This window comes from Rufibacter sp. JT20002, assembly GCF_056491185.1.
In genome coordinates, this window is record NZ_JBSZJY010000003.1 from 637,495 (window position 1) to 652,876 (window position 15,382).

At 49.2% G+C, this 15,382-nt stretch carries 10 protein-coding genes; 5 read left to right on the forward strand and 5 right to left on the reverse strand.

Translation table 11 applies throughout. The features are described from left to right. Positions 1–2: 2 nt before the first annotated feature. Entirely contained in the window at positions 3–428 is a 426-nt protein-coding gene (locus tag ACW9SV_RS16580) for an IPExxxVDY family protein (protein WP_479557875.1), read from the reverse strand. A gap of 177 nt (positions 429–605) precedes the next feature. Here ACW9SV_RS16580 and ACW9SV_RS16585 point away from each other — a divergent pair, with 177 nt between their 5' ends. The 5 genes from ACW9SV_RS16585 (at position 606) to ACW9SV_RS16605 (ending at position 5,849) form a co-directional block, all read left to right on the forward strand. Next, a complete protein-coding gene (locus ACW9SV_RS16585) occupies positions 606–842 on the forward strand; it encodes an acyl carrier protein (RefSeq protein WP_048919546.1) in 237 nt (78 codons plus the stop codon). Positions 843–918: 76 nt separating this feature from the next. Next, positions 919–2,172 carry a beta-ketoacyl-ACP synthase II gene (fabF, locus tag ACW9SV_RS16590; protein ID WP_479557876.1) on the forward strand — a complete coding sequence of 418 codons (1,254 nt, stop codon included), beginning with the start codon at positions 919–921 and terminating at the stop codon, positions 2,170–2,172. A gap of 2 nt (positions 2,173–2,174) precedes the next feature. Next, a complete protein-coding gene (rnc, locus tag ACW9SV_RS16595; protein WP_479557877.1) occupies positions 2,175–2,927 on the forward strand; it encodes a ribonuclease III in 753 nt (250 codons plus the stop codon). Between the two features lie 212 nt (positions 2,928–3,139). Further along, positions 3,140–4,993, forward strand: a complete 1,854-nt coding sequence (nadE, locus tag ACW9SV_RS16600; protein WP_479557878.1) for an NAD(+) synthase — start codon at positions 3,140–3,142, stop codon at positions 4,991–4,993. Between the two features lie 223 nt (positions 4,994–5,216). Further along, complete coding sequence (locus tag ACW9SV_RS16605) at positions 5,217–5,849, forward strand: HD domain-containing protein (RefSeq protein ID WP_479557879.1); 633 nt, start codon at positions 5,217–5,219, stop codon at positions 5,847–5,849. 60 nt (positions 5,850–5,909) lie between these two features. Here the strand turns inward: ACW9SV_RS16605 and ACW9SV_RS16610 are convergent, their stop codons facing one another. The 4 genes from ACW9SV_RS16610 to ACW9SV_RS16625 form a co-directional block, all read right to left on the reverse strand. Then, positions 5,910–8,366 carry a TonB-dependent receptor gene (locus ACW9SV_RS16610; RefSeq protein WP_479557880.1) on the reverse strand — a complete coding sequence of 819 codons (2,457 nt, stop codon included), beginning with the start codon at positions 8,364–8,366 and terminating at the stop codon, positions 5,910–5,912. Positions 8,367–8,729: 363 nt separating this feature from the next. Beyond that, positions 8,730–11,252, reverse strand: a complete 2,523-nt coding sequence (locus ACW9SV_RS16615; RefSeq protein ID WP_479557881.1) for a TonB-dependent receptor domain-containing protein — start codon at positions 11,250–11,252, stop codon at positions 8,730–8,732. A gap of 298 nt (positions 11,253–11,550) precedes the next feature. Further along, on the reverse strand, positions 11,551–12,462 hold the full coding sequence (locus ACW9SV_RS16620; RefSeq protein ID WP_479557882.1) for a carboxypeptidase-like regulatory domain-containing protein: 912 nt from the start codon (positions 12,460–12,462) through the stop codon (positions 11,551–11,553). A 321-nt stretch (positions 12,463–12,783) separates the two neighbouring features. After that, positions 12,784–15,315, reverse strand: a complete 2,532-nt coding sequence (locus ACW9SV_RS16625) for a TonB-dependent receptor (protein WP_479557883.1) — start codon at positions 15,313–15,315, stop codon at positions 12,784–12,786. Positions 15,316–15,382 lie beyond the last annotated feature (67 nt).

A 15,382-nucleotide genomic window follows, 5' to 3' on the forward strand; every position in this document is an offset into this window, starting at 1 on the left:
CGCTAAAAAAGCAGGTTTTCTTTATAACGTAAACAATGTGGGTCAAAGGAACGCACGTACTGCACAAGCGGTACAGCGTTGAGGGTCTGCAGCAGCTCTTGCTGAAGATGGCTGAGCCCGCCAGACACCTGTATTACATAATCATACTCTTTAATATCCGGAACCAGGAAAGGGGAGGTCAGGGTGCTGGTGCCTACAGAACGGTTCCGGAACAGGCGCAGCGTGCCATGCTCTGCCTTGTGCAGGTAGTTTGAAATGATCAACCTGCCTTTGTGAAGAAAGTCAATGCACAGGTCTGCCTGTTTTACCAACCTTATTCTAAAGTACTTGTTTAACGCCCAGGCAAGAGTATGCTCCTTGCTGGACGACACAACTCCATATAAGTCGAAATCAAAATCGTATTCTACGTCTAGACGGAAAGATTTCATGGGTTGCCGTACTCTGGGTAAATATTAAATGTTGGGATGGCAATTTAAAGAAGTGAAACGGAAACTCAAGTCAACTTATCAGAAAAGTATCAGAATAAAACAATCTCTCGCATTTTGTTTGACATTGTGTTCCCAAATCTATTTCTTTGCACTGTGTTTTAAAAAACTTCTAAAAAAATGTCAGAAATCGCAGAAAAAGTAAGAGCTATCATTATTGACAAATTAGGCGTTGAAGAATCTGAGGTAACGCCTGAGGCTAGCTTTACAAACGACCTGGGTGCCGACTCTCTTGATACCGTAGAATTGATCATGGAATTTGAGAAAGAATTCAATGTATCTATTCCAGACGATCAAGCTGAGAATATTGCAACGGTAGGCCAAGCGATCAGCTACCTGGAAGAGCACGCAAAGTAATCTCCTCCCTCCTTTTTTCTTCTATCGATCCAATTTTACCTAATCTATATAGGTTCTTTCCCTCTACTAGCAGCGTATGGAGCTTAAGAGAGTTGTCGTAACTGGCCTTGGTGCGCTTACCCCTCTGGGGAAAACTGTCTCTGAATACTGGAACGGCCTCGTGAACGGGGTGAGTGGGGCAGCGCCCATCACTCGCTTTGATGCCTCAAAATTTAAAACCCAATTTGCCTGCGAAGTAAAGGGGTATGATCCTGAGCAATACTTTGAGCGTAAAGAGGCCCGCAAAATGGACCTCTTTACGCAATTTGCTGTGATTGTCGCCGATCAGGCGGTACAGGATGCAAATCTGGAAGATGAGTCTTTAGACAAAGACCGCATTGGGGTGATCTGGGGATCTGGTATTGGGGGCTTGCGCACCTTCCAGGAAGAGTGTGTGAACTTTGCCAACGGTGACGGTACTCCACGCTTCAACCCTTTCTTCATCCCTAAAATGATCGCCGACATCAGCGCCGGTCATATCTCTATCAAATACGGCTTCAGAGGTCCTAACTTCGTGACCGTATCGGCTTGTGCCTCTGCCACCAACGCTTTAATTGACTCTTTCAACTATATCCGGTTGGGTATGGCCGATATTGTGTTGAGCGGTGGTTCTGAAGCAGCGGTAACCGAAGCCGGAGTGGGAGGATTCAACGCTTTGAAAGCCCTTTCTGAACGTAACGATTCCCCTGAAACTGCCTCTCGTCCGTTTGACAAAGACCGCGATGGGTTTGTCTTGGGCGAAGGCGCGGCAGCTATTGTACTGGAAGAGTACGAGCACGCCAAAGCCCGTGGCGCAAAAATCTACGCTGAGATCATTGGCGGCGGGATGTCTGCAGATGCGTACCACATCACGGCGCCACACCCAGAAGGTTTAGGAGCCCGCAATGTAATGCAAAACGCCTTGCGTGATGCCGGTATCACACCAGAGCAGGTAGACTACATCAACGTGCACGGTACCTCCACGCCGCTAGGTGACGTAGGAGAGGCCAAAGCTATTGAGCACGTGTTTGGTGATCATGCGTACAAGTTGAACATTAGCTCTACCAAATCTATGACCGGTCACTTATTGGGTGCTGCCGGAGCCATTGAGGCGGTTGCTTCTATTCTGGCTATCCAAAACGGTATTGTTCCGCCTACCATCAACCACATCACGGATGATGAGCAATTTAACTCCAAGCTGAACTTTACCTTTAACAAAGCTCAAGAGCGCGAAGTAAACATTGCCCTGAGCAATACCTTCGGATTTGGCGGACACAACACCTCTGTGATTTTCAAGAAATTCACTGAATAGCATTGAGCCCGATCAGACCGGTCTTTCGCGCGATCCACAAATTCTTTTACAAGGACAAAGCTTTTGTAAACGCCATCACCCATATTACGGGTATGGCGCCCGACAACCTGCACCTGTACCAGTTGGCGTTCACGCACACCTCGTTTGTGCGCCAAAATCTGAAAGGGAACCAGGAAACCAATGAGCGTCTGGAGTTTTTGGGTGATGCCATCTTAGGTGCGGTCATTGCTGAATACCTTTTCAAAAAATACCCCTACAAAGACGAAGGTTTCTTAACCGAGATTCGGTCCCGTATGGTAAACCGCGAGTCTCTGAACAACCTAGCCGTAAAGGTGGGATTGCACTCGCTCATCAAAGTTGACAACGTTTCTGGGGTGACGCGCCACAAGTTCATCAACGGCAATGCCCTGGAGGCCTTGGTAGGAGCGGTTTACCTGGACAAAGGATACGAGGACACCAAGAGCTTCATTTTGAAGAAACTGGTGAAGCCGCACTTTGATCTGCACCAACTCACCACTACCACCAGCAATTTTAAAAGTAAATTGATTGAGTGGGCCCAAGGCCAGAACCGCAGTATTCGGTTTGAGATTGTGGGCCAGAAACAGTCTGGTAGTACCACTGAGTTTACTGCCGCCGTGGTAGTGGACAATGACATTATTGCCAGCGGCAGCGGGCTTTCCAAAAAGAAAGCAGAACAAGCCGCCGCTGAGAAAAGCATGGAAGTGCTTAAATCCACGGGTGTCATCCTGCCTTAATTCCGTTTTCCTTCTCTTATTTCCTAAACCCAGCTAAACTGCCATTTTTTCAAAGGGCAGAAGTTGGGTTCTATGCTTGTTTCTTTCTTGGTTCTTAGTGAAAGGCGCTTAGTTTTGTAGGCACCTGGCGCTGCGTGTAACAGTGCTGAACTAAGTATTTCTAACATGCAGGCGAGTTCTTGCGTTAGAAAAGCCTTAAACAGAATTGAACTATGAAACTTGCAGGCGCGGCCCTTAACCAAACTCCCCTAGATTGGGAAAACAACCTCCGCAACATAAAAACCGCCATTGAACAAGCCAAAGAACAGAATGTGGACATTCTCTGCCTGCCAGAAATGAGCATTCCGGGATATGGCTGCGAGGACCTTTTCCTAAGTGAATGGGTGAGTGTGGAATGCTTTGAGCGTTTGCTGGAGATAAAGGAATGGTGCGAGGGTGTCATCGTGTGTGTGTGTTTGCCTATCCGATTGAACAATACCACCTACAACTGCGCCTGCGTCATCGCAGATAAAAAGATTTTAGGCTTTACGGCCAAGCAGTTTCTGGCCAATGATGGTGTGCACTATGAGCCCCGCTGGTTTAGTTCCTGGGTGCCCAACACCATTGAACAGTTCGAAGCCTTTGGGCAGACCTATTCTATCGGGGACATCATCTATGAACACCAGGACGTGAAGTTCGCCTTTGAGATCTGTGAAGACGCTTGGCGTAACGCTAATCGACCGGCTTATCGGCATAAAGAGAAAGGCGTACAGCTCATCATCAACCCAAGTGCCAGCCACTTTGCCATGAGCAAAACCGATGTGCGATTCCACTTAGTGGTAGATGCGTCCAGGGAGTTTGAGTGCTCGTACCTGTACGTTAATCTGTTGGGCAACGAGGCCGGTAAAATGATTTACGATGGCGAAATCATCATCGCCCAAAACGGCAACTTGGTCCTCCGTAATCAACTGCTTTCGTTTAAAAGCGTGGACTTTGAATGTGCCGAGGTTTCTTTTGAGAAGCCCTTGCCACCCGTAGAAATGGACCTTTTGCCCGTAGATGAGAACGTCGAGTTTATCTCGGCTATCTCACTGGCTTTGTTTGATTACCTGCGCAAAAGCCGCAGCCGCGGGTTTGTCCTTTCCTTGAGCGGCGGTGCCGATTCCTCGTTGTGTGCCGTGGCCGTGGCTGAGATGGTGCGCCACGCCCTGGAGGAGATCAGCCTGGAGGAGTTCGTGCAGAAAACCAATTGCCTCACCGCAGAAGAGCTTCCTGAATACAAGCAACTTTCCGGAAACGAGCTTAGAAATGCCTTGGTGGGTAAATTGCTGGTAACGGCCTACCAAGGCACCATCAACTCCTCCGATGATACCTACCGCTCCGCGGAGGAACTGGCTAAATCCATTGGGGCGGTATTTTATAACTGGACCATTGACGAAGAAGTGAAAAGTTACCGGGGCAAGATTGAGCATGTCATCGGCCGTGATTTAACCTGGGAGCACGATGACTTGACGCTGCAAAACATCCAGGCTCGGGTACGAGCGCCTGGTATCTGGATGTTGGCCAACCTGAGGAACTCTTTATTGCTGGCCACTTCAAACCGGTCAGAAGCCTCCGTAGGGTATGCTACCATGGACGGAGATACCGCTGGAAGTATCTCGCCCATTGCGGGCGTAGACAAAGCGTTCATCCGGCAGTGGCTGATCTGGGCCCAGCAGCAACTGGGCTATGAAGGCCTGCAGTACGTGAACAACCTGCAGCCCTCGGCAGAGTTGCGGCCTTTGGAAAACACCCAGACCGATGAAGAAGACCTCATGCCGTATCCGCTCCTGAACCAGATCGAACGGCTGGCCTTCTATGACCGCCTTGCCCCCAAGCAGGTGTTTGAGAAGCTGAAAGGCACCTACCCGGATGAGCAGTTAAAGCAGTTCATCCAACGGTTCTACTCGCTCTGGAGCCGCAACCAATGGAAACGTGAACGCTACGCCCCGGCCTTCCACCTGGATGACTACAACGTAGACCCGCGCAGCTGGCTTCGGTTCCCCATCCTGAGTGGTGGGTTCCGGCAAGAACTGAGCGAGTTGTAGAAATTTGGATTTGAAAAGGTGAGTAGGATTTTCGTTTAGAGCCTGTTTTCTGAAAAGCAGGCTCTAAAACTATCAAAGGAAGACGCAGTAGTTGCTCCATTTTTGTTTTGCCTCTTGAGGCATCTTCGGTTGTTTTCGGGTCATTTTGCGTAAACGGACCTTAAACGTTTGGTCTTCCCCTGAAATGCTTTTTGTGGCGTGTTGGCCTATCCTTTTAGAATCCATGGAAGAATTGGAATGTCCTGCAAGTTTCAATGAATTGGAAAGAGCCGCCTGGGCTTTTGCCGTGAAAGCCCATGGCGAGCAGCGTCGCAAGTACCACAATGAACCCTATGTAAAGCACCTGGAACGGGTGGCCCAAACAGTGATGGCGTACAGTGGAACCACCGGGATGGTCATGGCCGCGCTCCTGCACGATGTACTGGAAGACACCCCGGTGACCGAACAGGAAATGCAATCCTTTCTGGAGGAAGTCTGCCAAGGCACCATCGTGAAACCAGCAGAGGTACTGCAAATGGTGGTAGACCTCACCGACCAATTCACCAAACAGAATGCCCCCGGGCACAACCGCAAACGCCGGAAGCAGATGGAGGTGGAGCGCCTAAGCCAAATCTCTTCCCGCGCCCAAACCATCAAGCTCGCCGATATCATTGACAATACCCGCGACATCATTGCCCAGGACATCAGCTTCGCGAAGGTGTACATACCAGAGATTGTGGCGTTGCTGGAGGTTTTGAAGAAAGGAGAGCCGTTCCGGTTGTACATGCTGGCCTGTTATGAAGTGCAGAAAGCCATTTTCCGCTTAGAGGAAGACCGGCAAAGCTTCCAGAGCTTCCCAGACCAAGAGCAAGAATAAATTCGCTGGTTTAGCGCTCTTTTTCAGAAAAAGAGCGCTAAACCAGCGAGAGATCTAAACCTATTTTCCGCCGCTCAAAGCATCATCGTTCTGGATGGATTTCTTATGCTTCTGGCTGCCCTGCATCTTCCCGAAAGTCCAGTCAAACCCGATTCTGAAGGTACGGTTATAGTTGATGTTCTGAACGGTTTGTTGGTAACCAGGGGTAATGACGGTGTACTTGAAGTTAATGGTGTTGGAGAACGGATTATTCACTCCGAAGCTGATAGAGCCTTTGTCCTTCATTACTTTCTTGCGCACCGAGAAACTGGTGTAGTAGTTATCCCCGATATTCACCTGCAGCATCTTGCTTTTGGAGTTGTAACCGGCATTTGCTTGCGCAGTAAGACCCTTGGCAATCTCATAGCTGGTGTTCAGGTTCAAGTTGTATTGTAGTCCCTCTCTTTTCTGGCGGTTATCCTCCATGCTCACGTAATTCAGATTCAGGCTTGGGCTGATGGTCCAGGTGGGGATTGGCTTGGTGGAGCCAGATAAACTCAATCCGTACACGCGGTTCTTCCCGATGTTATCATGGGTAATCAGCAGTACCTCCCGCAGTTGGTTATTCACCACTAGCTGCTCTGGCGCCAATACCTGCTGGATAGAGTTGTTTGTCTGGCGCAGGAACAGAGAGGCGTTGATGGAAGTGGTTTTGAAGAAGGTGTTGTAGCCAACTTCAAACGCGTGGGTCAATTCAGCATCTAAGGTTGGGTTTCCGCGGTACCCGAAGTTGAAGTCTTCCAATTGCAGGAAAGGGTTCAGCGAGTAAATCTGCGGCCGCTGGATGCGCTGGGTGTAGCTTAGCCGCACGGTATGGATGGTGTCAATGGTGCGGGAAACGCTCAGGCTGGGGATCACGTTCTGGTAGGCGTCTTTGAAAGCGCTTCTCACCAGTTGGGTTTCTTTGACCTCATCGTTCCATTGCGAATTCAGGAACACGCCTTTGGTGGTGGTGTGCTCATAGCGGGTACCCAGGTTTACGTCGAATTTCTTCAGCTGGAAAGCGTAGGTGGCATAGGCGGCCTTTACATCCTGGTCATAATCAAAGTTATTGATGACCGTGGAATCTGTCTGGGTAGGGAACGTGTAGGCGTAAGTAGTGCGGCTATGGGCATCCCGGAAGATGGCTTTGGCCCCAAGTTCCAGTTTGCCTCCATTTTTGTAGGTCTGGGTATAATCTAGCTGCAGGGTTTTCTCTTCACTGGGCGAGGTGTTGTCGTTTACCTGGCGTTGCACCAACGGCGCCTCGGGGGAGTAGAGCAGGTTATCGTAAAGGTCATTGGACTCATTGTGGTTTAGCTGGGCCAGAAAGGTCAATTCCTGCTTGGGCTTGAAGGTACGGGTGTACCCGAAGTTGACATCATAACCGAAGCCGTTCCAAGGGTTTTCCAGGTCTGAGTACGCCACCGGAAGCTGCTCAGAGCCAGCGCCCCGGTTAAGGGTGGTCTGGTAGCCGGAACCTAAAAAGTAATTGCGCCGGGTAGAAACCCCCAGGTTGAAGGCGTTCAAGGTATCTGGGTCAAAGGTTAGTTCTGCCTTGGCATTAAACCCGTGGTTCAGAGAAAGATTGCGGCTTTCTTGTTGCAGGGTAGATTGGTCGTCGGTGGTACGGTTTGTCAGGTTAAGTCTGCGGTTATTGCTGTCATAGCCACTCACGCTGGTGCTCAGCCCAAACTTGCCTTTCTTCACGTTTAAACTGCCATTCACGTTGCGGTATCGGCTGCCCAAGGAAAGACTGGTCTTTCCGTTCACCCCTTGTAAGCTGTTCTTTTTGGTGACGATGTTGATGATACCAGCCGTTCCCTCAGCGTCATACTTCGCCGATGGGCTGGTGATCACCTCAATGCTTTTGATGATATCCGCCGGAATCTGCTTCAGGGCATCGGCTAAGTTATTGGCCAGGATGCTGGACGGTTTGCCATCCATGAGTACCCTGAAATTGGCGCTGCCCCGCAACTGCACGTTGCCGTCTCCGTCTACCGTCACCGAAGGCACTTTCCGGAGCACCTCTGAGGCGGTGGTTCCCTGGTTGCTGATGTCCTGCTCGGCGTTGTACACCAACCTGTCTCCTTTGTCTTCAATGAGGGCCTTCTGGCCCACTACGGTTACCTCTTGCAGCTTGGTGGCATTTGACCTCAGGCTGATGTTAGGTAGGATGATTTCCTGTTTATCGGCGAAAATAGTAAAAGAAGGCACAGACTGGGAAACGTACCCCAGATAACTCACCGTGAGGGAATAAGTGCCATTCGCTACTTTGGTGAAGGTGAAGTTCCCTTTTTCATCAGTGATGGTGCCATCCACGGGCTTTCCGGTGGCGGTGCTGGTCAGCGAAACGGTGGCAAACTCCACTGGTTTAGTAGTAGCCGAGTCCAGTACCTGGCCGGTTATTTTGCCGACTGGGGTTTGGGCCTGAGCCTGGAGAGGGGCGGCTATGGTTAAAAGAAGGAAGAACAGGGAAGCAAGAATTGAGAGACGCATTGGGATTTCTTTTGCAGGTTTAGGGTGTATCACATCAGGTTCACAGGGACGCACTTCTTCCAGCCGCCGCTACCGTCTAGTAGCCGCGTGGGGCGGAATAGGACATCTGTCGTGGGATTTGGTAAGCAGTTGATGCGCGCAACTGTCTATTAGATGTAAGACTTTCTCCGGCGGTTGCCTGAGTTGCAAACTTTTTTTGATTTTGTGCTATTCCTTGCAAAATAGGCTGAAAACAGCGGTTTTGTTTCCTAGCAAAGCTAAACAGAAGATAACTCTGGAGAGCGGAGTAGCCTTCAATTATGGTAAGGGCAAAAAAAGAAGCACCCCGTGAAGAGTGCTTCTGGTACGTTAAGCGAAAAAAACTTAGTTGCCTTCTCCGCCTTTGGCGTCATCGTTCCGGATGGAGCGCTTGCTACGGGGTTGCTGTTTCATGTCCATTTTTCCGAAACGGTACGAGAAACTCACGCGCACGCCGCGGTTGTAGTTCAGGTTCTCGGTGTACTGCGTGAAGTTGTCGTTCTTCAGGTCTGAGGTAAACTTGATGGCTTTGGAGAACGGGTTGTCTACGCCTAAGGTCAGGCTGCCTTTCTTTTCCCAGAATTCTTTTCTAATACTGAAACTGGAGAAGTAATATCCTGAGAATTTGCCCTGAATAGTAGGACGGGGCGAGCTATACGACCCGAAAAACTGTGCCGCCAACCCTTTCCCGAAATCATAGCCTGAGTTCAGGTTCACGCTGTACTGCATAGCCGAATTGTTCTGGAACGTGCTCCGCAGGGTCACGTAGTTCAGGTTCATGCTGCCGCCCAGGTTCCATTTTGGCACCGGCTTAGTATTCCCAGAAAGGCTTACCCCATAGGTGGCGTTTTTCCCGATGTTCTGAAACGTGGTATACGCCACGTCTTCCTGTTGCCAAGTACCTTCCACCACTGGTAAGGCATCTTCCCGGCCCACAATCCGGCGAATGGATTCAATGGCATTGTTGGTCTGGCGCAGATACAAAGAAAGGTTGATAGAGCTGGTCTTGAAGTAATTGCTGTACCCTAATTCATACGAGTGCGCCAACTCCGGCTCCAACTCCGGGTTGCCGAATGACACGTTCTTGGCATCAATAATGTTCACGTACGGGTTCAAATACCAGATCTGCGGACGCTGAATGCGTTGCGTGTAGCCTACTCTGAATGTTTGACTTTTGATAGTGCGGGAAACCAGAATGTTGGGAATGAAATTGGAGTAAGTATCCTTGAAAGGGTCTTGGTACGGCTGTATGTACTGCCCGTCAATAGACGTGTATTCAAAGCGGGCCCCGGTCTTTACGTTGTAGTTTTTGTTCAGTTTGAAGCCGTAAGAAGCGTACGTAGCGTACACGTCCTGGTCATAAGTGAACTCATTGGGGTCCAGTTGCTCGGTGCCGGTAGAGTACCGGATGCGGCGGTACATGGCGTCACTTTCAGCGTGCCGCAGGATGCCTTTGGTGCCTACCTCCAGTTGAGTTTTATTCTGGAACGGGTGCACATAGTCAATCTGGAACGTGGCCTCACGGTTAGCGCCCTTGTTGTTGTTACGCAGCAGGGTATCTAAAGTGGTTTCGCGGTTCAGATATATGTCCTGATTGGTGAGGTTGTCCATTCTGCCCCGGTTCCATTGCGCCAACACAGACAATTCCTGCTGGGGTTTGAAGATGTGGGTATAGCCCAAGTTGAGGTCTACCGACTGGTTTTTGTTTTGGCTGCGGCTTAGGTTATCAATTTGCTGCGTGAAAGAGGGCGCATTTTGCAAAGACTGTTGCGTCCCCTGATTCCGTCCTCTGCCTTGGTACACGTTCACGCCCGCAGTCACGCTGTTAACAGAGTCAATGTCTAGATCAAACCCCACTTGCCCGTATACGCCACCGCCCCGACGTTTCGACTCACCCATTTGGTTAAGCGTACTTTCAGTAGCTTCCGCACCTACACCAGACTTTACCGTACGTTGCAGCATGCTTTCGTTACGGTTGTTATATTGCTGGTGCGTGCCTAGGCTGGCATTGAACCCCACCTTGCCGCGGCGCACGTTCACGTTGCCGTTGCCGTTGGAGTTACGCGTTCCTACTGAGGTGCTTACGCTGCCGTTTACCCCGTACAGGGTGTTCTTCTTGGTAATGATGTTAATGATGCCAGCAGTGCCTTCGGCGTCATACTTGGCCGAGGGGCTGGTAATCACCTCCACAGTTTTAATCATGTCTGACGGAATCTGCCGCAAAGCGTCGGCCACGCTGTTGGCCATAATGCTGGAGGGCTTGTTGTTGATGAGCACCCGCACGTTAGAGGAACCACGCAACTGTACGTTCCCGTCCAGGTCTACGCTCAAAGACGGTACTTTCTTGAGCACGTCTGAGGCATTGCCGCCAATGTTGGTAATGTCTTGCTCGGCGTTATAGACCATGCGGTCTACTTTGTCTTCCACCAGCGGTTTCTCGCCCACCACAGTCACTTCCTTCAGCTTGTTCTGGATAGGCTTTAGGATGATACGGCCTAGCTCAATCTCAGGGTCTTTTTCAGAAACGGTTATGCCAGTGCGGTTATAGCTTTCATAGCCAATAAAACTCACCGAGACAGAGTAGCTTCCGTAAGCTACGCGGGACAAGGTGAATCGGCCGCGATCATCGGTCACGGTGCCGTCAATGGGTTTTCCGGTGGCAGCATTGACCAACGAAACCGTGGCGAACTCCACGGGTTTGGCGGTGGAAGAATCAGTGACCACACCACTTATTTTTCCTGCGACCCGTTGCACCCCTCCGCCAGAGGCGGAAGCTGTGGAAGGGGTAGGGACAGGGGAGGAGGTTTGTGCCCGTAAGGTAGACACCGTTGCCAGACACAGGCAGGCAATCAAGAAAGGGTGACGCATGAAGAGAGGGATAATAAAGGTAGATAAAGGGTTAACCGATAGATTAAATAATTAAATAGGTAAAATGAAAGGTGTTCTGGTAAAAGGTAGTGGTATAAGGTAAAGCTGATTCAAAAAAGCCTTTAGTGCAGTTTTGCCTTTAAGAGATAGTTGCGGTTTAGACCTGTTTTTGAGGTAAAAGTTTAATTCACTTTTCTAGGACAAGCAAATAAATTCAAGGGTGCATACCCTACTTGCAGTGCATACCTTTTTGAGGCTGTTTTTATGAAATAGGGGCTAAAAGGAAGTTGATAAAAATTTAGTTTTCCCGCTGTACCACCACGTTCATGCCCATGCCCGCTGCTGGTATTTTATACCATTTAGATTGGCTGGCATCTTTATGGAAAGCGGTCTGGAATCCTGGCATGGAAGCTGGAATACCCAAGCTTAGGGAGTGGCGTTTTGGCATGCAATCAATCCACTCCAGGGAGATGACAAAGTCTTGCTCTACATAAATATCATAGGGCTCCAGGTCTACCTGCATCCATCCGGTTTTCTGGTTTTGCACCGTCACATAAATGTCTTTGGGCAGAATGTTTGTCCCTGGCTTGCCATTTTGGACATCGTACACGTTTAACCTGAATTTCACCAGTTCATATTTGTTTGATTTAAGACAGAAGTTCAGTTTGCTCAAGTAGGAAAGCTTTTTGCCATTGTTGATATGGATGCCTATTTCACGGCCCAGATTGGCTTGTATGGGCCTGGGGGTAATAATGAAACTGTGGGAAAACTTTGAAGTAGGTCCCAGGCTACCACCTAGTTCCACACTTTTCCAGTTTTTGCTGCTCACCTTAACCTCCGCAAGCTGCACAGGCTTAGAAAGTAAGGCAATAGTGACACTTTTACTGTTTTTACCGGCGAGAAGGTCTTCTACCTTTAGCTTTTTGGCTTCGTACCCGATTGCTGAAATACGAATTACCTTACTTATCAAAACTGCCGGAATAGTAAGCGTAAATTCCCCATTTTCATCTGAAATAGTGCCCGTTGAACTTTCCAAAATTCCTATGCTGGCATAAGTAATAGGTTGATCTGTTTCACTGGAAATAACAATGCCAGTAAGGATTATCTTCTCACTGTTTTGCTGAGGCTTAGAGGCGAGCGCAGAAGGTATAAAAGAACTTAGAAATAGAAATAAGCAGAAAAGAGAAAGATGTATAAAAGATTGTTTCATGGCGGGGGAAATCCTGAATAAGATGTTCTCTCATTCAGGATTGATTCAGTTTAGTGAATTGAATTTTGAATTAAATAGTTGATTATAATTTTCTATTTGGTGAGAAAGAGTAAAGACCACCTTTCTGGTAAAAGGAAGTATGATTATTCAACGTGAGGTATATAAATTAAATTGTATATATAATACTTATATATTTATGATCCACAAGCAGCTTTCTATTTCTTGCCTTTTTACCTAAATCAAGCTTTAAACCCCTTGAAAACAAGAAGAGCGATAACCATTCAGTTATCGCTCTTCTTGTTTTCAAGGGGTTATGATGGTCTATTGAACTCCACCGCCATCGCCTTGTTTGGCGTCATCGTTGCGGATAGACTTCTTGCGCTTAGGTGGTCCTTGCTGCTGCATTTTCCCGAAGCGGTACTCAAACGTTAACCGGAAACCACGGTTGTATTGGGTAACCAAGGTCTGCGTGCTGAAAGGTAGTCTCTCCTCGGTGTTTTGGTTTACGCCAGATAACTCGTTTCTGAACTTCAGGGCTTTTCTGAACGGATTGTCCATCCCTAAGCTCAAAGCTCCTTTTTTCTCAAACAACTCTTTCCGGATGGCCAGATTGTGGTAAGAGAACGAAGAGGCTATTCCTTGTAGTTGAACCCTGTCAGAGTTGAAGCCTCCGGAGAACTGAGCACTTACGCCTTTTCCGAAGGTATAGCCAGAGCTCACGTTGATGTTGTACATCACACCAGAGTTAGACGCAAATGGGGCGTTCAAATCCACGTAGTACACGTTCACGTTTCCGTTGATGTTCCAGGCCGGAACAGGCTTGGTAGAGCCAGACAAGGTCATTCCGTAGGTCTTGTTCTTGGCGATGTTGTTAAATGTTACGAATGTGGTATCACGCAGCACTTCAGAAACAGACTCAATGGCATTATCAGTGATCCGCATGTACGCCGACACGTTGATGGAAGTAGTCTTGAAGAAGGTGCTGTAATTCAGTTCATAGGAATCGGTTAACTCAGCATCTAGTCGTGGGTTACCGTACACCACCAGGTTTGGTCCTTGTTGCTGGCGGTACGGGTTCAGGAAGAACAACTGGGGTCTTTGAATCCGTTGGGTGAACGTAGTACGCAGTTTGCTGTTCTGCGTAAGGTCGTAGGCCAGCGTGATGTTGGGGATGAAGTTGTCATAGTTAGCTGAGAAGTCTTGCTCTGGGTTGACAAAATCACCGGCAACATCGGTGTACTCATAGCGTCCGCCAAACTTCAGGGCTGTCTTCTTATTCAGGTTGAAGCCGTAAGACAGGTAAGAGGCAATCACGTTCTGGTCATAGGAGAAGTCTCCGTTCAAGTCTTTGCCGTCATACAGAGAGGAACTGGATACGTCGCGCAGAATGCCTTTGGCACCTACTTCCAGCAAGGTGTTTTTAGGCATCGGGTGCGCGTAATCTGCCTGAAAGGTGAGTTCCTTGTTAAGGCCTTCGTTTTCATTAAGGGTAGTGGAACGCAGGGGACCCTCAATCTCGTACCTTAATTGGTTCACTTCATTGTCCTGGTCAGTCTGGCTGTAGAGCGCCAACAACGTAAGTTCTTGCTGCGGTTTTTTGAACTGGTGGGTAAAGTCCAGGTTCAGGTCCATGCTCAGACGATTGTTGTTGTTTTTCATGGACAGGTTGTACTCATCGGTTAGCATAGGCTCCTGGAAACCGGTGGTTGCTTCGTTTTGCGCTGCCTGAAAGGTATTGGCATTCTGGTGAGACCGCATCTTGAAAGAACCTGTGTTCACCCGGATTCCGGCGGACAAGCTATTCTTCTCATTGATGTCGTAATCTAGGCCCAATTGCCCGAAGCCAAACATCCCGTCAACGGTGCTGGTCCCCAACTGGGTAGTGGTGTTCTCAAACAATTCCTTTGCTTCGTTTCTGGCTTGGTTCACCTGCCGCAGGTTCATAGAGCCTTTGCTGTAAAACCGGTTAACGCCCGCATTCACGTTTACGCCTACTTTGCCTTGTTTCATGCTCAGGTTGGCGTTCCCGTTACTGCCCCGGGTACCGGCGGTAAGGGTGGTAGAACCAGTCACACCCTGCAAGCTGTTTTTCTTGGTCACAATGTTGATGATACCAGCAGTGCCTTCCGCGTCATATTTGGCCGAGGGGCTGGTAATTACTTCCACGTTTTTGATGACATCGGCGGGGATTTGCTTTAAGGCATCGGCCACGCTGCCGGCCATTACGGTAGAGGGTTTTCCGTTGATGAGTACACGCACGTTGGAAGAACCCCGCAGTTGGAGGTTACCATCCTGGTCTAAGGCCACGGAAGGTACTTTCTGCATCACATCGGCGGCGGTACCACCGGTGTTGGTGATGTCCTTCTCGGCGTTGTACACCAAGCGGTCTACCTTGTCCTCAATCAAAGGCTTTTCACCCACTACAGTCACTTCCTGTAACTTGGTCTGGGCAGGAGCTAAGGCAATTTTATTCAAGTTAGCAGTTTGGTCCTCTGCAGAAACGGTCACCTGCTTCATTTCCTTGGTCTCGTAGCCAATGAAGCTGATGGTAAGCGTATAGGTACCGTTGGGTACCCGGTTTAGGGTAAAACGGCCTTTCTCATCGGTGACGGTGCCGTCTAGGGTCTTGCCGCTGGCGGTATTGATTAAGGCAATAGTAGCGAACTCAACCGGCTTGGAAGATTCTGAGTCTACTACAGTGCCGGTAATTCTGCCGGCTCCCTGGGGAGTTTGCAAGGTAGGAGCAGCCCCGGCGGGAGCAGCTTGGGGACGAGGGGAATTCACTGGGTTCTGCGCCCAGAGCGGAGCAGAGGTAGCGCAGCTTAACAAGGTTAAGAGCAGAAGTTTTTTCATACAGAGGTTAAAGAGGATGATAGCTTTGGCAACTGACCACATCTGGGTTGAAAAGTGGGGAGCCTGG

What these genes read in the sequence shown, in the direction of transcription:
- ACW9SV_RS16580 (WP_479557875.1), bottom strand. Translation starts at nt 428, where the DNA reads ATGAAATCTTTCCGTCTAGACGTAGAATACGATTTTGATTTCGACTTA.
- ACW9SV_RS16585 (WP_048919546.1), top strand. Translation starts at nt 606, where the DNA reads ATGTCAGAAATCGCAGAAAAAGTAAGAGCTATCATTATTGACAAATTA.
- fabF (WP_479557876.1), top strand. Translation starts at nt 919, where the DNA reads ATGGAGCTTAAGAGAGTTGTCGTAACTGGCCTTGGTGCGCTTACCCCT.
- nadE (WP_479557878.1), top strand. Translation starts at nt 3,140, where the DNA reads ATGAAACTTGCAGGCGCGGCCCTTAACCAAACTCCCCTAGATTGGGAA.
- ACW9SV_RS16605 (WP_479557879.1), top strand. Translation starts at nt 5,217, where the DNA reads ATGGAAGAATTGGAATGTCCTGCAAGTTTCAATGAATTGGAAAGAGCC.
- ACW9SV_RS16610 (WP_479557880.1), bottom strand. Translation starts at nt 8,366, where the DNA reads ATGCGTCTCTCAATTCTTGCTTCCCTGTTCTTCCTTCTTTTAACCATA.
- ACW9SV_RS16615 (WP_479557881.1), bottom strand. Translation starts at nt 11,252, where the DNA reads ATGCGTCACCCTTTCTTGATTGCCTGCCTGTGTCTGGCAACGGTGTCT.
- ACW9SV_RS16620 (WP_479557882.1), bottom strand. Translation starts at nt 12,462, where the DNA reads ATGAAACAATCTTTTATACATCTTTCTCTTTTCTGCTTATTTCTATTT.
- ACW9SV_RS16625 (WP_479557883.1), bottom strand. Translation starts at nt 15,315, where the DNA reads ATGAAAAAACTTCTGCTCTTAACCTTGTTAAGCTGCGCTACCTCTGCT.